The following is a 21,500-nucleotide window of genomic DNA, read 5'->3' on the forward strand; positions in this document are numbered from 1 at the left end:
CGCACGGTCGTACGAAGGCGGAACACCGCACGCCCGCACGGGGGATTCCGCCGTGCGGTCGTGCGAGAAGCAGGGCCCCGCCCCGCCTACCTCCGGGGTCACGGGGCCCTGCGCTCAGGTCACTTGGTGTTGATGACCTTGTCGATCGCGGCGTCCGCGTCCTTCGCGGCGGCCTCGACCGACTGCTTGCCGGTGCCGATGTTCTGCAGCATGGTCTGCAGGATCTGCGCCTTCTCGACCTGGCCCCAGCCCGGCGCCATCGGGACGAACCAGTTGGACTCGGCCGCGGTGGCCGGGACCGCCGTCGCCGGGTCGTTCTTCAGCGTGGCGAGGTCGGTCTTGTTGTTGGGCAGGTTGCCCTTGGCCATCAGGCCCTTCTGGCCCTCGGAGCCGGTGAACGCGTTGATCCACTCAGCGGCCACCGACTGAGCCTTGGACTTCACCGGGATCGCGAGATCCGAGCCGCCGAGGAACACCGGGATGTTCTTGCCGGACGGGCCGGGCATCACGAAGTTCTCGAGGTTGTCCTTCAGCTTGCCGGTCTTGTCGTTCTTCGGGTCGGCCGCGGTAGCGCCCTCCCAGGCGGCACCGAAGATCATGGCGGACTTGCCCTGGCCGTAGACGATGTAACGGTCGGACTCGTCCTTGGTCTTGTCGCCGTGCATGTACTTGTCGAGGATCGTCTTGAACTCGTTGAGGCCCTTGAGGGACTCCGGCGAGGAGAGGTTGGCCTTCCACTGGCCGCCCTCCTCCTTGGCGATCGAGCCGCCCGCGTCGTAGACGAAGGACATCGCCGCGTACCAGTCGCGCGTCGGCTGGTACCAGGCGTTGAACTTGGCGCCCTCCTTCTTCTGGATCTTGTCCAGGTCGGCGGTCAGCTCCTGGTACGTCGTCGGCGGCGTCTTGACGCCGACCGAGGCGGCGACGTCCTTGCGCCAGTTGGCGACCCGGCCGCCGGCGTAGTAGGGCACGCCGTACGTCTTGCCCTCGTAGGTCACCGAGGCCTTCAGGCCGTCCAGCCACTGGCCGGAGTTGTCGAACGTGGAGGGCTCGACGGGGGCGAAGGCGCCCTTGACCATGTAGCCGAGCATCTCGGTGTTGCCCATCTCGACCACGTCGGGGGCCTTGTCGGTGGCGAGGACCGCGTCGAGCTTGGTGTTCTTGTCCGGCCAGCCGTAGTACTCGTGCTTGATCTTGAGGCCGGGGTGCTTCTTGACCACCGCGTCGTCGGCGGCCTTCACCAGCGCGGGCCAGTTGTTCTGAGCGTCGACCGTGAGCCAGACGGTGAGCTCCTTGGCGTCCGCCCCCTTGTCCGAGCCTCCGGACTTGCTGTCACCGTCCCCGCACGCCGCGATGGAGACCATCATGCCCGCGATTCCGATCGCGGCTATCAGCTTGCGCTTCACGCCATCCTCCTCAGGGATGCCACCAACCCCCCTTGTCCCCGCGGCGACTGACGACGAGTACCGCTCGTGGGGCCGGGACCTGGACCAATGGTGTAGACCAGTGCGGGAAGCTTGGCCCAGACCAATAGGTGTGTCAAGGGAGTTCACGGCCCTCAAGGGCTCCGTTATGGGACCTACATATGCAACGACCTTTAAGTAGGAACCCAGCGAAATCGGGTAGACCACTTCCGCCCCACCCGACTGGACCACTTGGATTTGGTGGACTAGACCAGAGGGGGACCCAACGGTATACAGAGGGGATCCCCGGCCGCAGGACGGGGATCACGGAGCGTGCGGGGAATCCCCCGTCAGGCCGTGCCACGATGGTGAGCCGTGACCGGCAGCTGCCGGTCGCTTCGGCATCCGGAGCCGGGAAGGCAGAGCATGAGCGCCGACGTCAGCAGTGCGGAGAACGAGGGCGGGGCGACCGTCCGCACCGCGCGCGTGCCCAAGTACTACCGCTTGAAGAAGCATCTGCTCGACATGACGGAGACGCTGCCGCCCGGTACTCCCGTGCCCCCCGAGCGCACCCTGGCCGCGGAGTTCGACACCTCGCGCACGACCGTGCGCCAGGCCCTGCAGGAGCTGGTCGTCGAGGGGCGGCTCGAGCGCATCCAGGGCAAGGGCACGTTCGTCGCCAAGCCCAAGGTCTCGCAGGCGCTGCAACTCACCTCCTACACCGAGGACATGCGCGCCCAGGGCCTCGAACCGACCTCGCAGCTGCTGGACATCGGCTACATCACCGCCGACGACTCCCTCGCCGGGCTGCTCGACATCTCGGCCGGCGGCCGGGTGCTGCGCATCGAACGGCTGCGGCTGGCGAGCGGCGAACCGATGGCGATCGAGACCACGCATCTGTCCGCGAAGCGCTTCCCGGCGCTGCGCCGGTCACTGGTGAAGTACACCTCCCTCTACACCGCGCTCGCGGAGGTGTACGACGTCCACCTCGCCGAGGCCGAGGAGACCATCGAGACGTCGCTGGCGACGCCGCGCGAGGCCGGCCTGCTCGGCACCGACGTGGGCCTGCCGATGCTGATGCTCTCCCGCCACTCGCTGGACCGGGACGGAAACCCGGTGGAGTGGGTGCGGTCGGTCTACCGGGGAGACCGGTACAAGTTCGTCGCGCGGCTCAAGCGACCGCAGGAATAAGTCGCCCTGGGCCGTGCGCGCGGTGTGGCGCGACCGCTCCTCCTGCTCTACGGTCCTTGCGTCGTCGCATGGACGGGAGGCACCCCCGTGCGTACCGCGCCCGCTCGGTCCTTGGCCGCCCTCGCCGTCCGGACCCCCACCGCACTCGCCGCCGTCACCGGCTCGACGGTCCGGTCGTGTCCTCGCGGTCCGGACGCACGGCCCGCTCCGGCCCGTCCGGATCACCGCGGGGTGGCCTTCGCCGGGGCGGTGCGGAAACGGCGGGATACCGATATACGAACTAGGGCTTCCGCTTCCGTGACGCGTCACCTACATTGCCTGCGCATTACATCGGTGATCAGTGAGGGGACGGAGTCGCTAGATGTCCGATCAGTCTGATTCGACCAGAGCGCCGGTGGTGACGCCTCTACGCGTCGTCATCGCACTGTGTCTTGTAGCACCCTTCGTAGCGATGCTGTGGGTCGGCTCCTACGCCAAGACCGACCCGGCGTTCATCGGCATCCCGTTCTTCTACTGGTACCAGATGCTGTGGGTGCTGATCTCCACGGCGCTGACGATGACCGCCTACCAGCTGTGGCAGCGCGACCAGCGCGGCCGTGCCGACCGGAAGGGAGGTGCGGCGGAATGAAGGACGGCGTGAACGGCGTCGCACTCGGCGTCTTCATCTTCTTCTTCCTGGCCGTCACCGTCGTGGGCTTCCTGGCGGCGCGCTGGCGCAGGGCGGACAACGAGCACAGCCTCGACGAGTGGGGACTCGGCGGCCGGTCGTTCGGTACCTGGATCACCTGGTTCCTGCTCGGCGGCGACCTGTACACCGCCTACACCTTCGTCGCCGTCCCGGCGGCGATCTACGCGGCCGGCGCCGCGGGCTTCTTCGCGGTGCCGTACACGATCATCGTCTACCCGCTGATCTTCACCTTCCTGCCCCGGCTGTGGTCGGTGTCCCACCGGCACGGATACGTGACGACCTCGGACTTCGTCCGCGGCCGCTTCGGCTCGAAGGGCCTGTCGCTCGCGGTGGCGGTCACCGGCATCCTGGCGACGATGCCGTACATCGCGCTCCAGCTGGTCGGCATCCAGGCCGTGCTGGACGTGATGGGTGTGGGCGGCGGCGACAACACGAACTGGTTCGTGAAGGACCTGCCGCTGCTGATCGCCTTCGGCGTCCTGGCGGCGTACACCTACTCTTCGGGCCTCAGGGCGCCCGCCCTGATCGCGTTCGTGAAGGACACCCTGATATACATCGTCATCGCGGTGGCGATCATCTACATCCCGATCAAGCTGGGCGGCTTCGACGACATCTTCGCGAAGGCAGGCCATGCGTTCGCGCAGACGAACCCGGCGACGGGCAAGCCGCGCGGGGCGCTCGCGCCGCCGGAGGCGGGCCAGTGGACCTACGCGACGCTCGCGCTGGGCTCGGCGATGGCGCTGTTCATGTATCCGCACTCGATCACGGCGACGCTCTCCTCGCGCAGCCGTGAGGTGATCCGCCGCAACACCACGATCCTGCCGCTGTACTCGCTGATGCTGGGCCTGCTGGCGCTGCTCGGCTTCATGGCGATCGCGGCCGGGATCAAGGTGCAGAACGGGCAGCTGGCGATCCCGCAGCTGTTCGAGAACATGTTCCCGGACTGGTTCGCGGGCGTGGCGTTCGCGGCCATCGGCATCGGTGCGCTCGTCCCGGCGGCCATCATGTCCATCGCCGCCGCGAACCTGTTCACGCGCAACATCTACAAGGACTTCATCAAGCCGGACGCGACACCGAAGGAGGAGACCAGGGTCTCCAAGATCGTGTCGCTGCTGGTGAAGGTGGGCGCCCTGGTCTTCGTCCTGACCATGGACAAGACGGTGGCGATCAACTTCCAGCTGCTCGGCGGCATCTGGATCCTGCAGACCTTCCCGGCCATGGTCGGCGGTCTGTTCACGCGCTGGTTCCACCGCTGGGCGCTGCTCGCGGGCTGGGCGGTCGGCATGGTCTACGGCACGCTCGCGGCCTACGGCGTCGCCTCCCCGACCCAGAAGCACTTCGGCGGCTCCGCGAAGGAGATCCCGGGCTTCAGTGAGATCGGCTACATCGGTCTGACGGCCTTCGTGATGAACATCGTCGTCACGGTGGTCCTGACCTTCGTCCTGAAGGCCGTGAAGGCCCCGGCGGGCGTCGACGAGACGAAGCCGGACGACTACACGGCGGACGCCGGCGACCCCGGGGTGGAGGTGGAGCTGCCGCCGGCGACGGCCGGCGCATCCCACTAGGGACTGGTGCTCCACGGGCCGCCGGAGAAAATCCGGCGGCCCGTTGCCGTACCCGTCCGGCACACTCGGCCGCATGGACTTCGTGATCCGACAGGCGGCCCCCGACGAGTACGACACCCTCGGCGACATCACCGCCCAGGCCTATCTCCAGGACGGGCTCCTCGACTTCGGGGAGAGCGACGAGTACCTGGGCGAGCTGAGAGACGTCGGCAAGCGAGCCGCGGCCGCCGACGTGCTGGTCGCGGCCCGGGACGGCAGTGTGCTCGGCGGCGTGACCTTCGTCCCGTCCGGCGGCCTCATGGCCGACATCGCGGGTCCCGGCGAAGCCGAGATCCGCATGCTGGCGGTCGCGCACGACGCCCGCGGCCGGGGCGTCGGCGAGGCCCTGGTCCGCGCCTGCGTCGACCGCGCCCGGGACACGGAGGACTGCGTGCGCGTCGTCCTGTCGACCCAGCGCAGCATGCGCTCCGCCCACCGGATCTACGAACGGCTGGGCTTCGTCCGCACCCCCGGCCGCGACTGGAATCCCCTGCCGCAGCTGGACGACATCACTCTCCTCACCTACGAGTTGACACTGTGACATCGGTGCGGCACAACATCTGGGGGTAGCACCGAAACCCGGCACAAGATGTATGCTCATGCTCGCTGTCGCCGCAGGGGAATCCGGTGCGAATCCGGAACTGTCCCGCAACGGTGTACTTATGCGTGTTCGCGCCTGCGTGCACGTACGAGCGTCAGTCCGAGGACCTGCCGACAGTGCGCCCGGCCGTCCGGCCCGGGCGCCAGACGTCCGGGCCTCGTGGAATGGGCCGGTGGACGCGACGCCGTGCGCGCTCGTGAGCTGCCCCCTGCCCTCCTCAAGGCCCCGTGCCGAGCGAGGGAGAGCCACACGTGACCATCGCGCCAGCCGATCCGGCTTCAGTGATCCCGGTCCAGACCGACGGAACCGACGGTCCCGGGGCCACGCTGCTGCGGACCCTGACCGAGCTGACCGCCGACCTCCCCGACGCCGACCCCGGACGAGTCGCCGCCGCCGCGCTGCGGGGCCGGTCCGCGCAGGCCGACGACGCGGAGTTGCGCGAGCTGGCCACCGAAGCGGCCGCCGGCCTGATCTCGGAGGACCCCGCCTACTCGAAGCTGGCCGCCCGTCTGCTGACGATCGGCATCCGGGCCGAGGCCGCCTCGCAGGGCGTCACGTCCTTCACCCGGTCCGTCGCCGTCGGCCACCGGGAGGGCCTGATCGCCGACCGGACCGCCGCGTTCGTACGCCTGCACGCCGGCCGTCTCGACGCCCTCGTCGACCGGGCCGCCGACGACCGCTTCGGCTACTTCGGGCTGCGCACGCTGCACAGCCGCTACCTGCTGCGGCACCCGATCACCCGCAAGGTCATCGAGACACCTCAGCACTTCATGCTGCGGGTGGCCGCCGGGCTCGCGGAGGACGACACCGCGCGGGCGGTCGACGAAGTGGCGGCTCTCTACGGGCTCATGAGCCGCCTGGACTACCTGCCCTCCTCCCCCACGCTCTTCAACTCGGGCACGCGGCACCCGCAGATGTCGTCCTGCTACCTCCTCGACTCCCCGAAGGACGAGCTGGACTCCCTCTACGACCGCTACCACCAGGTCGCCCGCCTCTCCAAGCACGCCGGGGGCATCGGCCTTTCGTACTCCCGCATCCGTTCCCGCGGCTCCCTCATCCGCGGCACGAACGGGCACTCCAACGGCATCGTCCCGTTCCTGAAGACCCTCGACGCTTCGGTCGCCGCGGTGAACCAGGGCGGCCGCCGCAAGGGAGCAGCCGCCGTCTACCTGGAGACCTGGCACTCGGACATCGAGGAGTTCCTGGAGCTGCGCGACAACACCGGCGAGGACGCCCGCCGGACCCACAACCTGAACCTCGCGCACTGGGTCCCGGACGAGTTCATGCGCCGCGTCGACGCGGACGGACAGTGGTCCCTGTTCTCCCCGTCCGACGTGCCCGAGCTGGTAGACCTGTGGGGAGAGGAGTTCGACGCCGCCTACCGCAAGGCCGAGGCGGCGGGCCTGGCGAAGAAGACGATGCCCGCCCGTGACCTGTACGGCCGGATGATGCGCACCCTCGCGCAGACCGGCAACGGCTGGATGACCTTCAAGGACGCGGCCAACCGCACCGCCAACCAGACGGCCGAGCCGGGCCACGTCATCCACTCCTCCAACCTCTGCACGGAGATCCTGGAGGTCACGGACGACGGGGAGACGGCGGTCTGCAACCTGGGGTCGGTCAACCTGGGCGCCTTCGTCACCGGAGACGACATCGACTGGGAACGGCTGGACGAGACGGTCCGCACCGCCGTCACCTTCCTCGACCGTGTCGTCGACATCAACTTCTACCCGACGGAGCAGGCCGGCCGTTCCAACGCCAAGTGGCGTCCCGTCGGCCTCGGTGTGATGGGTCTTCAGGACGTCTTCTTCCGGCTGCGTCTGCCCTTCGACTCCGCCGAGGCGAAGGGCCTGTCCACCAGGATCGCCGAGCGCATCATGCTCGCCGCCTACGAGGCCTCCGCCGACCTCGCCGAGCGCAACGGGCCTCTTCCCGCGTGGGAGAAGACCCGCACCGCCCGGGGTGTGCTGCACCCGGACCACTACGACGTGGAGCGCGCCTGGCCGGAGCGCTGGGCGGCACTGCGCGAGCGGATCGCCGCCGTCGGCATGCGCAACTCGCTGCTCCTGGCGATCGCCCCGACCGCCACCATCGCCTCCATCGCGGGCGTCTACGAGTGCATCGAGCCGCAGGTCTCCAACCTGTTCAAGCGCGAGACGCTGTCCGGCGAGTTCCTCCAGGTCAACTCGTACCTGGTGCAGGACCTCAAGGAGCTCGGCGTCTGGGACGCCCGCACCCGGGAGGCGCTGCGCGACTCGAGCGGCTCAGTGCAGGACTTCCGCTGGATCCCGGAGGAGGTACGCCGGCTGTACCGCACGGCGTGGGAGATCCCGCAGCGCGGTCTGATCGACATGGCCGCCGCGCGGACCCCGTTCCTGGACCAGGCGCAGTCCCTGAACCTCTTCATGGAGACGCCGACGATCGGCAAGCTCTCCTCGATGTACGCCTACGCCTGGAAGCAGGGCCTGAAGACGACGTACTACCTGCGCTCCCGCCCGGCGACCCGGATCGCCCGTGCCGCCCAGGCGCAGCCGGCCGTTCCCGTCCAGCAGGTCGCCGACCCCGACGCCGTCGCCTGCTCCCTCGAGAACCCCGAGTCCTGCGAGGCCTGCCAGTAGTTCCCGCCCGCCACCCGATCACCACCCCTGGAGGACGGCGCCACGCGCGCCCACTGCCATGACTGACCAGAACCTGCTGGACCCCGGCTTCGAACTGACCCTGCGTCCCATGCGCTACCCGGACTTCTACGAGCGCTACCGGGACGCCATCAAGAACACCTGGACCGTGGAGGAGGTGGACCTCCACTCGGACGTGGCCGACCTCGCCAAGCTCACGCCGGGCGAGCAGCACATGATCGGCCGTCTGGTGGCCTTCTTCGCCACGGGCGACTCGATCGTGGCGAACAACCTCGTGCTGACGCTGTACAAGCACATCAACTCCCCCGAGGCGCGCCTGTATCTGTCGCGCCAGCTGTTCGAGGAGGCCGTGCACGTCCAGTTCTATCTGACGCTGCTCGACACCTACCTGCCCGATCCGGAGGACCGTGCCGCGGCCTTCGCGGCCGTCGAGAACATCCCCTCCATCCGGGAGAAGGCCGAGTTCTGCTTCACGTGGATGGACTCGGTGGAGCGGATCGACCGGCTCGAGACGAAGTCCGACCGGCGCCGCTTCCTGCTCAACCTCATCTGCTTCGCCGCGTGCATCGAGGGCCTCTTCTTCTACGGCGCCTTCGCGTATGTCTACTGGTTCCGCAGCCGGGGCCTGCTGCACGGTCTGGCCACCGGCACCAACTGGGTGTTCCGGGACGAGACGATGCACATGAGCTTCGCCTTCGATGTGGTCGACACCGTGCGCAAGGAGGAGCCGGACCTCTTCGACGACGAGCTCCAGGAGCAGGTCACCGCCATGCTGAGGGAAGCCGTCGCGGCCGAGTTGCAGTTCGCGCGCGACCTGTGCGGTGACGGCCTCCCCGGCATGAACACCGACTCCATGCGGCAGTACCTGGAGTGCGTCGCCGACCAGCGCCTCACGCGCCTCGGCTTCGCCCCGGTGTACGGCTCCGAGAACCCCTTCTCCTTCATGGAGTTGCAGGGTGTTCAGGAGCTGACCAACTTCTTCGAGCGGCGTCCCTCGGCGTACCAGGTGGCGGTGGAGGGCACCGTCGACCTGGACGAGGACTTCTGAGCCGCCGCCTTCTCCCATGCCTCCTGGGCCTTCCGGATCCGTCGGTCGACGCGCCGCTCATGCGCGATGCCGATCAGTGACGGGAGGACCAGGAGGACGAGGATCCCGACGACGGTGAGCATTCCGATCAGGGCCTGTGCCTGTGCCGTATTCATGGACACCACTGTCGCGCCGAATGCTCCTTACCGTCAGTGACAGGACTGCCGTACACCCTCGAATTACTGCCACTTCCGAGGCACACTGATGGCATGCTGCAGAACGTGGCCGCCGTCCTCCTCGACGGTGTGCATCCCTTCGAACTCGGCGTCGTGTGCGAGGTGTTCGGCATCGACCGCAGCGACGAGGACCTACCGGTCTACGACTTCGCGGTCGCCTCGGCCGAGGGACCCTCGCTCGGCACCCACTGCGGATTCACCGTGTCCACGCCGCACGGCCTGGAGCGGCTGGAGGAAGCCGACCTCATCGCCGTGCCGGCCGGGGACACCTATGCGGACCGCACGTATCCGCCCGAACTGCTCGACGCGCTGCGCCGGGCCGCCGAGCGCGGCGCCAGGGTGCTCAGCGTCTGCTCCGGCGTCTTCGTGCTGGGGGCCGCCGGGCTGCTGGACGGGCGGCGCTGCGCCGTGCACTGGCGGCACGCCGACGCCCTCGCCCGGCGCTTCCCCCGGGCCGTCGTCGAGCCGGACGTGCTCTACGTCGACGAGGACCCGGTGATCACCTCGGCCGGCACCGCCGCCGGCATCGACGCCTGCCTGCACATCGTGCGCAAGGAGCAGGGCCCGGAGGTCGCCAACAAGATCGCCCGCCGGATGGTGGTGCCGCCGCACCGCGACGGAGGCCAGGCCCAGTACATCGAAAGGCCTCTGCCGCGGTCGCAGTGCGACACGGTCGCCGAGGTGCTCGTGTGGATGGAGCGGCACCTGGACCAGGAGGTGACCGTGGAACAGCTCGCGGCCCGCGCCCATATGTCCCCGCGTACCTTCGCCCGCCGCTTCCAGCAGGAGACCGGCACCACCCCGTACCGCTGGATCCTGCGTCAACGTGTGCTGCTGGCCCAGGAGTTGCTGGAGCGGACCGATGAGACGATGGACACGATCGCCGATCGCACCGGCTTCGGCACGGCGGCGGCGCTGCGGCATCAGTTCGTCCGGGCGCTCGGCACGACGCCCCATGCCTACCGGCGCACGTTCAGGGGCCCACAGGCCGCCTGAACGTGCGCCGGACCATCACCTGGGCAGGGCCCTCAGCAGGAGCCGGCGCGGGCGGAGTGTGATGCCGATCCGCGGCCTCGGGTCGGACCCGGGCGCCTCCTCGAAGCGGTAGGCGGATGCCACCGCGGCCGTGATCAGGGTGAGCTCGGCCATCGAGAAGTGGTCCCCGGGGCACTTGCGGTTGCCGACCCCGAAGGGGGTCATGGCGTACTTCGGCACGCTCTTGGCGCGCTCCGGGAGCCAGCGGTCGGGGTCGAACTCCGCGACCCGCTCGTAGGACCGCCCGTCGTGCTGGATCGCGTACGGACTGTAGACGACGTCCGCTCCGGCCGGAATGCGATACCCGCCGAGCTGGGTGTCGGCCACCGCCCGCCGGGTCAATATCCATACGGCGGGACGCAAACGCATTGTCTCGACGATGACATTCGCGGTGTACGGCAGCTGCCGTACGTCCTCGAATGCGACCGGCCGGTCACCCGTCACGGTTTTCACCTCGTCGCGGATCTTGTCCGCTTGATCCGGGTGGTCCGTGAGGACTTGCAGGAGCGACATGACCATGGATCCCACTGTTTCGCTGCCGGCCGTGACTATGGCAACGACCTGGTCATGGATCTCCTGTTCCCCAATGGGCTCGCCGTCGTGGTCCTTCGCCTCCAGCAATGCCATCAGCAAATCGTTCGGCTTTTGACCGGATGCGCGGCGGGCGGCGATGATCTCGTCGACCAGGAGATGCAAATCGGCCAGCGCCCGGTTGAATTCGCGATTGGCCGGAAGGGGCAGGCGGTACAGCGGCCCGAGCGGTATGACCATGCGCTGGTACATGCCGCTGAAGAGCGCGGCGAGCGCGGTGCAGATGCGGTCGGCCCGCTCGTCCATGTAGCTGCCGCGCATCAGACAGCGTGCGATCACCCGCACCGCCACACGGAACGACTCGGTCGTGACGTCCACGGTCCGGCCGGACCTCCAGCGCTCCACGAGCGCCTGCGCCTCCTCCGCCATGATCGGCCCGTAGCCCGGGATGGACTCCAGCCGGAAGGCGGGCTGGATCGCCCGCCGCTGGCGCTGGTGCAGCGGCCCGTTGCTGGTGGCTACACCTTCCTTGCCGAGGAGGCCCTCGAGGGACTCCCACAGCGGACCGCCTATCTGGAAGTCGGTGCTCAGCGCGAGTGCTCCGGCAAGCGCGGGGGTGGTGATCGCGTACACCGCCTTCGGACCGAGCTTCAGCCGTACGACGTCGCCGTCGTCCCGCAGCCGGCCGAGGAGGCCCAGCGGGTCACGGAAGAGCTTCCAGCCATGTCCGAGGAACGGGACACCGCCCGCGGCAAGGGGCGGAACGCGTGGTGGCGTCGCCGCCTCGGGGGCCTCCGAACCGATTGATTCGAGGGTCATTTCTCACCTGCCGCTTCGTTGTCGACATACGGGGGTGTGGAGTGGTCGTCCCAGTTGTCGACCATGTAGCGGCCGGACTCATGGTGGAACCAGTACACGGCGCTGAACCAGTTCCGCATGTTTGCGACGATCGCTTTCACGGCGGCGCTCAATTCCTTTCCTCGCGCGGTACCGTCCGCGAGCGAGTCGGCGAGCCGCAGCGTCTCCTTTTCAGCGGCAAGGAACTCCGATACGCATTCCTCGACCCGCCGCCTTACTTCCCTGATGGCCTCTTCGAGCGTCATCCCCTCGTGGTGAATGAGACTGATTCCGAGATTGTGGACCTCGTCCCCCGCGATTTCCTTGGGGAGCGAGCACAGATCGTTGTACCAGGCTGCGAATTCCTGGCTCAGCAGCGCCGCCCGCCGGTAAGCGGGGTGTTTCCGCACGGAGTCGGGCAGTTCACAGCCCGCGCTGGGCTCGAGCAGATCGGTCCAGATCCAGTGCGCGAAGGTGAGCCGCCTGAGCTTGAGATAGCCCTCGACCGTCGGGACCGTCCCGGTGGTGCGGTTGCGGTACTCCCGGTCGTACGCCTCGATCACCGCGTGGAAGTGCCGGGCGAAGCGCGCGTTCCACCTGTCGCCGAGGAACGAGTACAGCCGCACCATGCTGTCCGCGAACCCCGCCACCAGGGGATCCGGGTGATGCAGGTGGTCCTCGGGGGAGTCCAGAGCCGCATGGAGCTGGAACCTCAGCCGCCGCCAGGCGGCGGGCCGCCGGTGGACGATGTCACGGTCGTGACGGTCGTCCCAGACGAAGAACCATGCGCTGTAGTCCGCGATCGCCTGCAGGACCCGGTCGGGGGCACCGAGGTAGTAGCCCGCCATGAGGTCCGTGTAGCACAGTCCATCGGCATATTCCTCGACCTTGTCCGCCGGCATGAGCCGCTTTTCCAGCAGCCAGGTACGTGTCTTCTCCTGCAGGCGGGGCCAATACGGGTGCAGTCGACGCGGAAACGCGGCCTCGATGACCGGCATGGAGAGTGCCGGTGGAACCGCGACCACGGTCGTTGTCGATGAAGTGCTGTGTGGGAAAGCTGGCACGAACAAACCCCTCTCAGCCGCCGGTGGCGCGACACCCCTTCCGCTGTGCCGGGCACGCGCCGTTGCGTATCCCCGCGCTTTCCATTCAGCACTACAACTGACCGATCTGGGAACGGATTTGCTTCAACGAACGCCCCACCACGCCGAGAACATGCCTTGCGTGACTGAATATGGGTTAATTCATACGTACAAGGGATCGAATGTCCAACGCACACATGAACGACGCCCGGCCGGAAGAGATCTCCGGCCGGGCGTCGTCGGCAAGGGCTTTCAGTCGTTGGCCACCACGGGGTAGCGAGGCTCGTTCTCGGCCATCTGCCGCAGGGCGTCCTTGCGCTCGCGCTTGGAGAGCCGGTCGATATAGAGGTACCCGTACAGGTGATCTGTCTCGTGCTGCAAACACCGGGCGAAGTACCCGGTGCCGCGCACCTTGATCGGGTTGCCCTTCTCGTCCTGCCCGGTCACCTCGGCGTAGTCGGGGCGGGCGAGCGGTGCGTACGCGGTCGGGACGGACAGGCAGCCCTCGTTGCTGTCGTCCAGCCGGCGCTTGTCGGCGGGCAGGTCGACGACCTTCGGGTTGCAGACCACACCGACGTGCCGTAGGCCCTCGTCGTCCTGGCAGTCGTAGACGAAGACCTTCAGGTCGACGCCGATCTGGTTGGCGGCCAGGCCCACGCCCTCGGCGGTGCGCTGGCTGGCGAACATGTCCGCGACCAGCTGCTGCAGTTCATCGCCGAACTCGGTGACGTCCTTGCACTCCTTGTGCAGCACCGGGTTGCCGACGACCGTGATCGGCCGCGAGGTGCCGCGCTCGCGCCAGGCGGCCTCACGCTGCTCGGTGTCCTCCGTGTCGATGACGAATCCCTCGTCGTCCACGGGGAGAACGCCCGTGTGCTGCTGATCGGTGTCCTGCTGCGCCATGACCGACGTATGCCTTCCTGCAACCTGTGAGAAAACCTGCGGGTACAGCCTACGGGGCGCGGCCGGATGCCCTCCCCATGAACCGTGGGCCCGGATACCGCCTCAGCAGACCTCTTCGAGGTCCCGCCAGTCCCGGCTGTCCGGACTGTCCGCGACCCACCCGTCGAGCAGTCCGCGCACCAGCGAGGCGGGCGCCGCGATACCGCACTCGCGCTCCGGCACCCACAGCTGCCCGGCCGTGCGGTGCCCCAGCGGTCCCGGGTGCCCCGGCTCACTGTGGTCGTGCGGGTCGAGATGCTCGCCGTCGCCCTCGTCCGCCGGCATCCGGGACTCAGAGCACATACGGCACAGCAGCCGCACGGACGACGACCAGTCCTCCGCGGCGAACCCGGCGTCGGCCGCCAGCTGCTCCAGCGCGTCCCGGTCCTCCTCCGTCGCGGCCTCCAGCAGGACCACCCAGGTGGGCACAGGCGAGGGCGCCCACAGCTCGATCTCGTCGAAGACGGGGTAGGCGTGCCCAACCGCCGTCGTGCGCTCGCCGTGCGGGACGCCGTCGTGCAGCACAACCTCACCCCAGCGGCGCCCGGAGGACGGCAGCGGGATGGAGAGCACCTCGATGCGGGCGGGGTCCAGCCTGCGCCCCCACACGACCTCGGCCTCCCCCTCGGGCGACAGCCGTACGGCGGCGCTGCCCAGCTCCATCCCGGTGGGCTCGTCGGAGCCGGCGGCTCCCAGCCCTGCCTTCGGCCAGGTGGGGCCCCCGGGCACCCTGAGGCCGTACGCCTGCCAGGCGCGGCGGGCCAGCGGCCAGTCCTGCAAGGCTGTGGCGGCGATGCCGACGTTCCACCAGTCGGGCGCCCCGGTGTCCTTCTCGAGCAGGGCCACGGCGCGCAGTCCCGCGGTGCGGGCCTGCTCCCAGTCGTGCCGGAACTTGTGCAGCAGGGCGAGATTGAACCAGGACTCCGACAGCCAGGGCTCCATGTCCGCGGCACGGGTCAGCAGCGCTCCCGCGTCCTCGTACCGGCCGTCGCCGATCAGCGTGAACGCGCGGTCGGTGGCCTGCCGCCAGGAGGCGGAGGGCCGGTGCCGTCCCTTCCCGAAGATCCTCACGATTCCCGCCTGCCAGTCCCTTGCGATTCCCGCCTGCCGGTTTCTCGCCGTTCGCGGGGGCCACGGACCGAGCTGTGCCCCCGAACACCCTCTTCTCGCATCCAACCACGTACGGCCGGACGGGCGCTCATTACCCATGGGTTACCCCGCAGTCGCCGAGGTCAGACCGGCCGCGCAAGCTCCACCGCCGCCCTTGCCCGAGGCGCACCCCGGGCGCTAGACGACCGGTGCGACACTCATCGCGCCGCCCCTGTGATGCAGCACCCGGGCGAGTGACTCCACGACCTCCGGCTGGTAGTCGCGGGCACAGCCGAGCCGCAGCCGCTCCAGTGCTCTGAGCGCTCCGCCTGGTCCCGTTTCTTCCCGCGCCATCTCCTCGTACGCGTTCACGGCCCGGACGATTCTGGCGCTGACCGGCTGTTCCCGGTAGGGATCCGCCTGCCGTTCCACGACCACCGCCACCTCGGCGTCCACCCCGGTCTGGCGTACGACGGCCCCGCCCAGAAGCGCGATGCGCCGCTGTTCCTCGGTGGGCAGCGCGGCCGTGGCACCGGCCGGCACCGGGTCGATCAGACTGAGCTGCCCGATGTCGTGCATGAGGGCCGCGTACTCCAGGACGGTCAGCTCCGGTTCGGCCAGACCCAGTTCCCGGCCGACCGCACAGCTGAGCGCCGCCACCCGGCGGGCGTGCCCGGCAGGTGTGTACCCGGCGATCTCGGTGGCCCGCGCCAGCGAGGCGATGGTCTGCCGGTAGGTGGTGCGCACGGCCGCGTACCGCCGGTAGGAGAGCTGGGTGAGCAGCAGCGGCAGCGAGAACACCGGCAGCGCCCACAGGCCCACGACCGCGACCGCGAGGGACATCACCGCGCCGGTCGCGCAGACGGCCGAGCCGATGCCGACTCTGGCCCGCAGTTCGTCGCGCAGCAGCGGTCCGAACGGCCAGCGGGTCCTGGAGTGCGCCAGCGCGGCGGCGAGCACGGCGTCGCACAGGGTGGTGAGCACGAGCAGCGCGACGAGTAGGAGCGCGTACGCCGGTCCGCTCCAGTCGCGCAACCTGCCCTGGGCGTAGAGGGGTTGGAAGCAGACAGTGGCGAAGCCCACAGTGAGCAGCCGGCGGGTCAGGTGGTCGGCGGTGGGCCCTCGGCCGCGGGCCACGTGCGGGACGCAGCCCGCGAGACAGGCGGCGAGGACCACCGTGACGACCTGCTGCACCCCGTGGTGGGTGGGGTGCCCGGCGTTCTGCCCGAGCAGCGCGTAGGAGAGCGCACCGGCCGCACCGAGAGGGGTGGACTCCCGCTCGTCGCTGTCGCTCCACCGGCACAGCTCGCCCACCGCGACGAGCACCCCGAAGGCGAGGGCGACGGCGGGTTCGTCGAGACCGCGCCAGAGCGTGAGCCAGAGGGAGCCCACGGCCAGGAGCGCGGCCGCCGTACGGGCCAGGACGAGGACGAGGCGGCCCACGGTCATGCGCCGCCCCCGCCGCGGCGCTGCCCGGCCGGCTCACCGGCCGTCGGCACGGCGGCGGGCGGGGGCACGGCGGCGCGCACCTCGTCCGCGGTCACCGCCGGATGCCAGCCGTGCCGGCCGAGGGCGCGGACCAGTGCCCGCACCATCGCGGGGTCGAACTGCGCCCCCGCACACCGCTCCAGCTCCTCCAGCGCCGCCCCGACCGGGCGGGCGCGCCGGTACGAGCGGGTCGAGGTCATCGCGTCGAAGGCGTCGGCCACCGCCACCACCCGGGCCGGCTCCGGGATCTGGTGGCCGACCAGACCGTACGGGTATCCGCTGCCGTCGAGCCGCTCGTGGTGGTGGAGGATCGCGGACCGTGCCTCGCCGAGGAACCCGATCCCGCGGACCATCTCGTGGCCGTACTCGGGGTGCAGCTCGATGATCCGCCGCTCCTGAGGGGTGAGCGGCCCGTCCTTGCGCAACAGCCGTGTGGGCACGCCGAGTTTGCCGACGTCGTGCAGGATCCCGGCGAACCGCAGGACCTCCACCCGGTCGTCGTCCATGCCGAGTTCACGCGCGATCATCATGGAGGCCTGTCCGACCCGCTCGCTGTGCCCGCGGGTGTACCCGTCCTTGATGTCGACCGCCTGCACCAGCGCGCGGATCGTGGCCTGGTGGGCCGCCCGCTCCCGGTGGTACTGGGCGAAGACCCAGCAGGACACGTACATGGGGAGCAGCACGAGCAGGGCGGCGACGGGCCCGAACGGGCTGCGCCACAGCACGGCCATCATCAGCCCGGCGAGCCCGTGGACGGAGACAGGGGCAAGGGAGCGCAGGAACAGCCCGCGCCACGCCATACGCGCCGGCACCCCCTCGGCGAGTGCCAGGACCCCGCCGTCCAGCAGGGTCAGCGTCAGGCAGAACGCCACCACGGCCACGCCCGCGGTCAGGAGTGCGTACGGGAAGCGCGGGCCGGCAACCGCGTCCCGGCCGCCGAGCGCCCAGTGCACCCGCGAGGCCGCCCACACGGCCAGGACGAGCTGGGCGGCCCGCCAGACACGGCGCAGCCACGGCGGCCGCTCCCCGACACGGGCCAGCAGGGCCCCGGGCAGCGGCACCAGGGCGGCGGCCGGTGGCGGCAGCAGAAAGGCCGCGGCGAGCAGTACGGGAAAGAAGGTGCCGAGCCCTTCGGGAGCCCGGGTGCTCAGCGGTCGGCACCGGACGATCTGCTCGCAGCCGGCGTAGAGCGCGGCAGAGAGGGCGATCGCCCACCAGGCGACCGAGAGGTCCGCCAGCGGAGCCACACACACCAGTGCGGCGAGGACGACACAGCCGACGTACACCCGTGCCCACGGCCGTACCGGCCCCATGACGCACCTCCCCCGCATCCCGCGCCCCTCCCGCTACCGGGCGGGGGCGGTCATGCCCCTCTCAGGCTCCGGAGCCTAGAGGCGAGGGCAGGGCAGGAAAGCGGCATTGGGGGTATCCGCAGGCCAATGGCTCGCGGATTAGCACGTTCGAGTGACAAACCACCGACGATTGACCGGAGTTTCCGAACTGGAGTTCAGGACTCCTGAGGCGTCGCGGTCACATCGTGCTCGGGCACCGTCTGACCCGAGCGGATCAGATCGATACGGCCCATGACCTTCGCCCTGAGGTCGGTCGGCACGTCGTCATGCCCGCAGCACCGCTTGACCAGCTTCTTCACGGCCTGCTCGAGCCCGTACTTCTCCAGGCACGGCGAGCATTCCTCGAAATGCTGCTGGAACTTGGTGCGGTCCATGTCCGGCATCTCACTGTCGAGGAACTCGTAGAGATGGTTGAGGACCTCACTGCAGTCCGTCTCGTGCGGCTCTCCGCAGCTCATGAGCCCGAACCTTTCGCTTCGTTCGACTCTCCGGCGCCGGCCGGGACGAGCCCGCGCTCGCGGGCGTAGTCCTCGAGCATGCCGCGCAGTTGACGGCGGCCCCGGTGCAGCCGGGACATCACCGTACCGATGGGTGTCCCCATGATGTCCGCGATCTCCTTGTACGCAAAGCCCTCTACGTCCGCGAGATACACGGCGATGCGAAATTCCTCGGGGATCGCCTGCAGCGCTTCCTTGACGTCCGAGTCGGGCAGGTGGTCGAGCGCCTGCGACTCGGCGGAGCGCAGACCGGTCGACATGTGCGACTCGGCGCGGGCGAGCTGCCAGTCCTCGATCTCCTCAGCGGCGCTGCGCTGGGGTTCGCGCTGCTTCTTGCGGTACGAGTTGATGAAGGTGTTGGTGAGGATCCGATACAGCCAGGCCTTGAGGTTGGTGCCCTCACGGAACTGGTGGAAGGACGCGTACGCCTTCGCGTACGTCTCCTGGACCAGGTCCTCGGCGTCCGCCGGATTGCGGGTCATCCGCAATGCGGCGGAGTACATCTGATCGAGGAATTCGAGCGCGTCCCGCTCGAAGCGCGCGCTGCGCGCCGCGGACGACTCCGCGCTCGTGCCCCGGCCCTCGGGCTGCTCCGCCCGGCCGTTGTCGGTCCCTGCGTCGGTACCGGTGACCGGACCCACCTCCTCCAGCAACGTGGCAGGACCGAAAGAGGTCCCACTTGAATCGGAGGATAGACGAACATCCTTACCCGCCGCCGCTCGAACAGGGGCGGTCTTGGCCGCGTGCAGCACCGTCCACTCCAGGTCAGCGCTGCTGCTGCGGCTCGGGCAGATGGTCGAACCCATGCGGCGGACTTCCTCTCGTTCGTGCGGTGCAACACCGTCGGGTGCTGTCTGATCCGCACAACATCGGTCCGCCGCGCAGCATTCCCGGGCGTCACCCGAGTGACGCGATCCACTTCACCGCGGCGTCGGCGACGATCTCCAGCGCCTCCTCCCGGCTGATCCCGGCGCGCTTGGGGACGGCGAGGCCGTGATCGCCGTGGGGCACCTCGACGATCTCGTACGGCCCGGGCGGGAACTCCTCGGGCCTCCCGAACGGGTCGTTGCCGCCCTGGACGACCAGCGTGGGCACACCCGCGCCCAGCAGTTCGCCTTCGCGGGACTTCTCGGGCCGGCCCGGCGGGTGCAAGGGGAAACTCAGCGCGAGTACGGCGTGTGCGCCGAGCTCGGTGGCCGTACGGCAGGCGACCCGGGCCCCGGCGCTGCGCCCACCGGCGATCACGGGCAGTCCCGGCTTCCCGAGGACCGGCCACACCCCGCGCCAGCCTTCGTCCAGCGTCTTCGGCGCGGGCGCCACCTTCTTACCGGCGACGCGCCAGGGCTGTTCCACGAGGGCGACGCTCACGCCGTGCCCGGGCAGCACCCGGGCCAGCGTCCGGAGGTCGGCGGCCTCGATGCCCCCGCCTGCGCCATGGCTCACGGCGAGGACGAACTTCGCCCGTTCGGCGGTGTGCCAGGTGACCCGCGCGGTACCGGCCTCGGTTGCGACCATCTCCGTCGCATCCGGCATAACAGTCACATCCGTCACGTCAGAACAGTGTGCCCTCTTCGGGGCCGGCCAGCTCCTTGAGCAGCTCCGGGCCGTTGTTGCGGACGTTGCTGACCGCCGTGGAGACCGGGTAGGCGCGCATCAGGCCGGACGGCGGTGCGTCCAGCAGGGAGCGCAGGTCGTCGGGGTCCGTGCAGGAGGGGTCGAGCCAGGCGTCCCACCGGTCCGGGGTGAGCATCAGGGGCATCCGGGGGTGGATGTCGGACAGCGAGTGCGGCCCCTCGGCCGGGGCCACGGCCAGCGGCGACGTCTCCGCTTCCGTCGTGATCACCGAGCAGGTCACCCACCAGGCCCGGGGATGGTCGTCGGGCAGGGTCCTGTCCCGCCAGAACTCGTACAGGCCGGCCATAGCGAAGACCGAGCCGTCGGCGGGCAGCACGAAGTACGGCTGCTTGCGTGGCCGCTTCTTCCTGCCCTCGGCCTCCAGTTCGCGTTCCTCCGTGCCGGTGACCCACTCGTAGTAACCGTCCGCGGGCAGGATGCAGCGCCGGGCGGCGAAGGCCCGGCGGTAGGACGGCTTCTCGTGCACCGTCTCGGCGCGCGCGTTGATCATCCGGGCGCCGCCCTCCGGCGACTTCGCCCAGGACGGGACAAGGCCCCATCTGAGCCTGCGCAGCTGGCGAACCGGCCGCTTGTCGTCGGCGTCCTTAAGGGGGCGCTCGAGGACCGCGTAGACCTCCTTGGTGGGAGCCACGTTGTAGTCGGGTGCCAGGATCTCCCCGGGCTCCCCGCCCTGCGCCTCCGACTCCGCCGGAGCAGGGGGGACTCCTGTCTCGATCTCAAAGATTCCTGCGAGATCCTCAGGCCTGCGACTCGCTGCATACCGTCCGCACATACGTGCCACACTGCCAGATCCGACGAGAGCCCAGGAGCCGACAACCGCCATGCACACCCTCGCCTCGCCCTCGCTGAGCGCGCTGCCCGACCTCTGGGACAGGGTCTTCGGGAGCCAGCCCGACCCCGATCTGTGGGTCGTGATCGCCACCCTGGTCGCCGCGCTGGCCGTGGTCGTTCCGCAGGGCGCGTGGCGGATATCGCGCAATGCCATCACCATCGCGCACGAGGGCGGCCACGGCCTGATCGCACTGCTCACCGGACGCACCCTCACCGGCATCCGGCTCCACTCCGACACCAGCGGCCTCACCGTCAGCCGCGGCAAGCCGTACGGCCTCGGCATGATCCTGACGGCCGCCGCCGGCTACATCGCTCCCCCGCTCCTGGGCCTCGGCGGTGCCGCGCTGCTCGCCGCCGGGCACATCACCATGCTGCTGTGGCTGGCCACAGCACTGCTCGTGGCCATGCTGGTGATGATCCGCAACGCGTACGGGGCGCTGACCGTGCTCCTGACCGGCGGCATGTTCGTGCTGGTGTCATGGCTCACCGGTCCCCAGGTGCAGGCGGCGTTCGGGTACGCGGTGGTGTGGTTCCTGCTGTTCGGCGGCGTACGGCCGGCCTTCGAGCTGCAGGCCAAGCGGTCCCGTGGCGGCGCCGGGGACTCGGACGCGGACCAGCTGTCCCGGCTCACCCATGTACCGGCCGGACTGTGGCTCTTCCTGTTCCACGTCGTGTCGCTGTGCGCGCTGATGGGGGGCGGTCAGTGGCTGCTGCGGATCTGATCGCGCCCAGGGGTGACCGCATGTGTTCGCGCATGTATGCACGGCATTCACGGCCCGGGTATCAGACAACGAT

20 protein-coding genes and 1 riboswitch are annotated in these 21,500 nt (G+C 69.4%); of the genes, 8 read left to right on the forward strand and 12 right to left on the reverse strand.

Annotated features, from left to right (window positions below; all coding sequences use genetic code 11):
* Window positions 1-119: 119 nt before the first annotated feature.
* Entirely contained in the window at window positions 120-1,406 is a 1,287-nt protein-coding gene (locus ACQEXA_RS21100; RefSeq protein WP_433130767.1) for an extracellular solute-binding protein, read from the reverse strand.
* A 423-nt stretch (window positions 1,407-1,829) separates the two neighbouring features.
* On the opposite strand from ACQEXA_RS21100, the gene ACQEXA_RS21105 reads away from it, so the two are divergent.
* The 6 genes from ACQEXA_RS21105 to ACQEXA_RS21130 all read left to right on the forward strand — a co-directional run bounded on the left by ACQEXA_RS21105 (window position 1,830) and on the right by ACQEXA_RS21130 (window position 9,171).
* Window positions 1,830-2,594: a GntR family transcriptional regulator gene (locus tag ACQEXA_RS21105; protein WP_359395879.1), complete on the forward strand. Its 765-nt coding sequence runs from the start codon at window positions 1,830-1,832 to the stop codon at window positions 2,592-2,594.
* A gap of 361 nt (window positions 2,595-2,955) precedes the next feature.
* A complete protein-coding gene (locus ACQEXA_RS21110; protein WP_432932317.1) occupies window positions 2,956-3,222 on the forward strand; it encodes a DUF3311 domain-containing protein in 267 nt (88 codons plus the stop codon).
* Entirely contained in the window at window positions 3,219-4,847 is a 1,629-nt protein-coding gene (gene mctP, locus ACQEXA_RS21115) for a monocarboxylate uptake permease MctP (protein WP_432932315.1), read from the forward strand. The genes ACQEXA_RS21110 and mctP overlap by 4 nt, the downstream gene beginning before the upstream one ends.
* Before the next feature lie 73 nt (window positions 4,848-4,920).
* Window positions 4,921-5,427, forward strand: coding sequence for a GNAT family N-acetyltransferase (locus tag ACQEXA_RS21120; RefSeq protein ID WP_432932313.1), 507 nt, complete (start codon window positions 4,921-4,923; stop codon window positions 5,425-5,427).
* Window positions 5,428-5,479: 52 nt separating this feature from the next.
* Window positions 5,480-5,616: riboswitch (cobalamin riboswitch) on the forward strand.
* A gap of 122 nt (window positions 5,617-5,738) precedes the next feature.
* Complete coding sequence (locus tag ACQEXA_RS21125) at window positions 5,739-8,105, forward strand: ribonucleoside-diphosphate reductase subunit alpha (RefSeq protein WP_433130769.1); 2,367 nt, start codon at window positions 5,739-5,741, stop codon at window positions 8,103-8,105.
* Window positions 8,106-8,163: 58 nt separating this feature from the next.
* On the forward strand, window positions 8,164-9,171 hold the full coding sequence (locus ACQEXA_RS21130; RefSeq protein WP_432932309.1) for a ribonucleotide-diphosphate reductase subunit beta: 1,008 nt from the start codon (window positions 8,164-8,166) through the stop codon (window positions 9,169-9,171).
* On the opposite strand, the gene ACQEXA_RS21135 is transcribed toward ACQEXA_RS21130, so the two are convergent.
* Window positions 9,084-9,326 (reverse strand): hypothetical protein, encoded by a 243-nt coding sequence (locus ACQEXA_RS21135; RefSeq protein ID WP_432932307.1) that lies wholly within the window; start codon window positions 9,324-9,326, stop codon window positions 9,084-9,086. The two genes, ACQEXA_RS21130 and ACQEXA_RS21135, sit on opposite strands and share 88 nt — an antisense overlap.
* Window positions 9,327-9,419: 93 nt before the next feature.
* On the opposite strand from ACQEXA_RS21135, the gene ACQEXA_RS21140 reads away from it, so the two are divergent.
* Window positions 9,420-10,382 carry a GlxA family transcriptional regulator gene (locus tag ACQEXA_RS21140; protein WP_432932305.1) on the forward strand — a complete coding sequence of 321 codons (963 nt, stop codon included), beginning with the start codon at window positions 9,420-9,422 and terminating at the stop codon, window positions 10,380-10,382.
* Between the two features lie 15 nt (window positions 10,383-10,397).
* Here the strand turns inward: ACQEXA_RS21140 and ACQEXA_RS21145 are convergent, their stop codons facing one another.
* From ACQEXA_RS21145 to ACQEXA_RS21190, 10 genes are all read right to left on the reverse strand, one after another.
* The gene (locus ACQEXA_RS21145) at window positions 10,398-11,771 is read right to left on the reverse strand and encodes a cytochrome P450 (protein ID WP_432932303.1); all 1,374 of its coding nucleotides are present in this window, start codon (window positions 11,769-11,771) and stop codon (window positions 10,398-10,400) included.
* The gene (gene cyc1 / locus ACQEXA_RS21150) at window positions 11,768-12,853 is read right to left on the reverse strand and encodes an epi-isozizaene synthase (protein WP_432932302.1); all 1,086 of its coding nucleotides are present in this window, start codon (window positions 12,851-12,853) and stop codon (window positions 11,768-11,770) included. Before cyc1 ends, ACQEXA_RS21145 begins: the two co-directional genes overlap by 4 nt.
* A 270-nt stretch (window positions 12,854-13,123) precedes the next feature.
* Window positions 13,124-13,774 (reverse strand): peptide deformylase, encoded by a 651-nt coding sequence (gene def / locus ACQEXA_RS21155; RefSeq protein WP_359395899.1) that lies wholly within the window; start codon window positions 13,772-13,774, stop codon window positions 13,124-13,126.
* Between the two features lie 102 nt (window positions 13,775-13,876).
* Complete coding sequence (locus ACQEXA_RS21160) at window positions 13,877-14,884, reverse strand: tetratricopeptide repeat protein (protein WP_432932300.1); 1,008 nt, start codon at window positions 14,882-14,884, stop codon at window positions 13,877-13,879.
* Window positions 14,885-15,100: 216 nt separating this feature from the next.
* Window positions 15,101-16,351, reverse strand: a complete 1,251-nt coding sequence (locus ACQEXA_RS21165; RefSeq protein WP_432932298.1) for an HD-GYP domain-containing protein — start codon at window positions 16,349-16,351, stop codon at window positions 15,101-15,103.
* Window positions 16,348-17,703 carry an HD-GYP domain-containing protein gene (locus tag ACQEXA_RS21170; RefSeq protein WP_432932296.1) on the reverse strand — a complete coding sequence of 452 codons (1,356 nt, stop codon included), beginning with the start codon at window positions 17,701-17,703 and terminating at the stop codon, window positions 16,348-16,350. Before ACQEXA_RS21170 ends, ACQEXA_RS21165 begins: the two co-directional genes overlap by 4 nt.
* A gap of 194 nt (window positions 17,704-17,897) precedes the next feature.
* Window positions 17,898-18,200 carry a mycothiol system anti-sigma-R factor gene (rsrA, locus tag ACQEXA_RS21175; protein WP_359395907.1) on the reverse strand — a complete coding sequence of 101 codons (303 nt, stop codon included), beginning with the start codon at window positions 18,198-18,200 and terminating at the stop codon, window positions 17,898-17,900.
* The gene (gene sigR / locus ACQEXA_RS21180) at window positions 18,197-18,880 is read right to left on the reverse strand and encodes an RNA polymerase sigma factor SigR (RefSeq protein ID WP_359395990.1); all 684 of its coding nucleotides are present in this window, start codon (window positions 18,878-18,880) and stop codon (window positions 18,197-18,199) included. The genes rsrA and sigR overlap by 4 nt, the downstream gene beginning before the upstream one ends.
* A 256-nt stretch (window positions 18,881-19,136) precedes the next feature.
* The gene (locus ACQEXA_RS21185; protein ID WP_432939537.1) at window positions 19,137-19,772 is read right to left on the reverse strand and encodes an alpha/beta hydrolase family protein; all 636 of its coding nucleotides are present in this window, start codon (window positions 19,770-19,772) and stop codon (window positions 19,137-19,139) included.
* A 19-nt stretch (window positions 19,773-19,791) separates the two neighbouring features.
* Complete coding sequence (locus ACQEXA_RS21190; protein WP_432932293.1) at window positions 19,792-20,646, reverse strand: SOS response-associated peptidase; 855 nt, start codon at window positions 20,644-20,646, stop codon at window positions 19,792-19,794.
* Between the two features lie 49 nt (window positions 20,647-20,695).
* On the opposite strand from ACQEXA_RS21190, the gene ACQEXA_RS21195 reads away from it, so the two are divergent.
* Window positions 20,696-21,427 (forward strand): M50 family metallopeptidase, encoded by a 732-nt coding sequence (locus tag ACQEXA_RS21195; protein WP_432932291.1) that lies wholly within the window; start codon window positions 20,696-20,698, stop codon window positions 21,425-21,427.
* Window positions 21,428-21,500: the final 73 nt, after the last annotated feature.

Origin of the sequence: Streptomyces sp. CA-106110, assembly GCF_050936285.1 — a bacterium.
Taxonomy (GTDB): Bacteria; Actinomycetota; Actinomycetes; order Streptomycetales; family Streptomycetaceae; genus Streptomyces.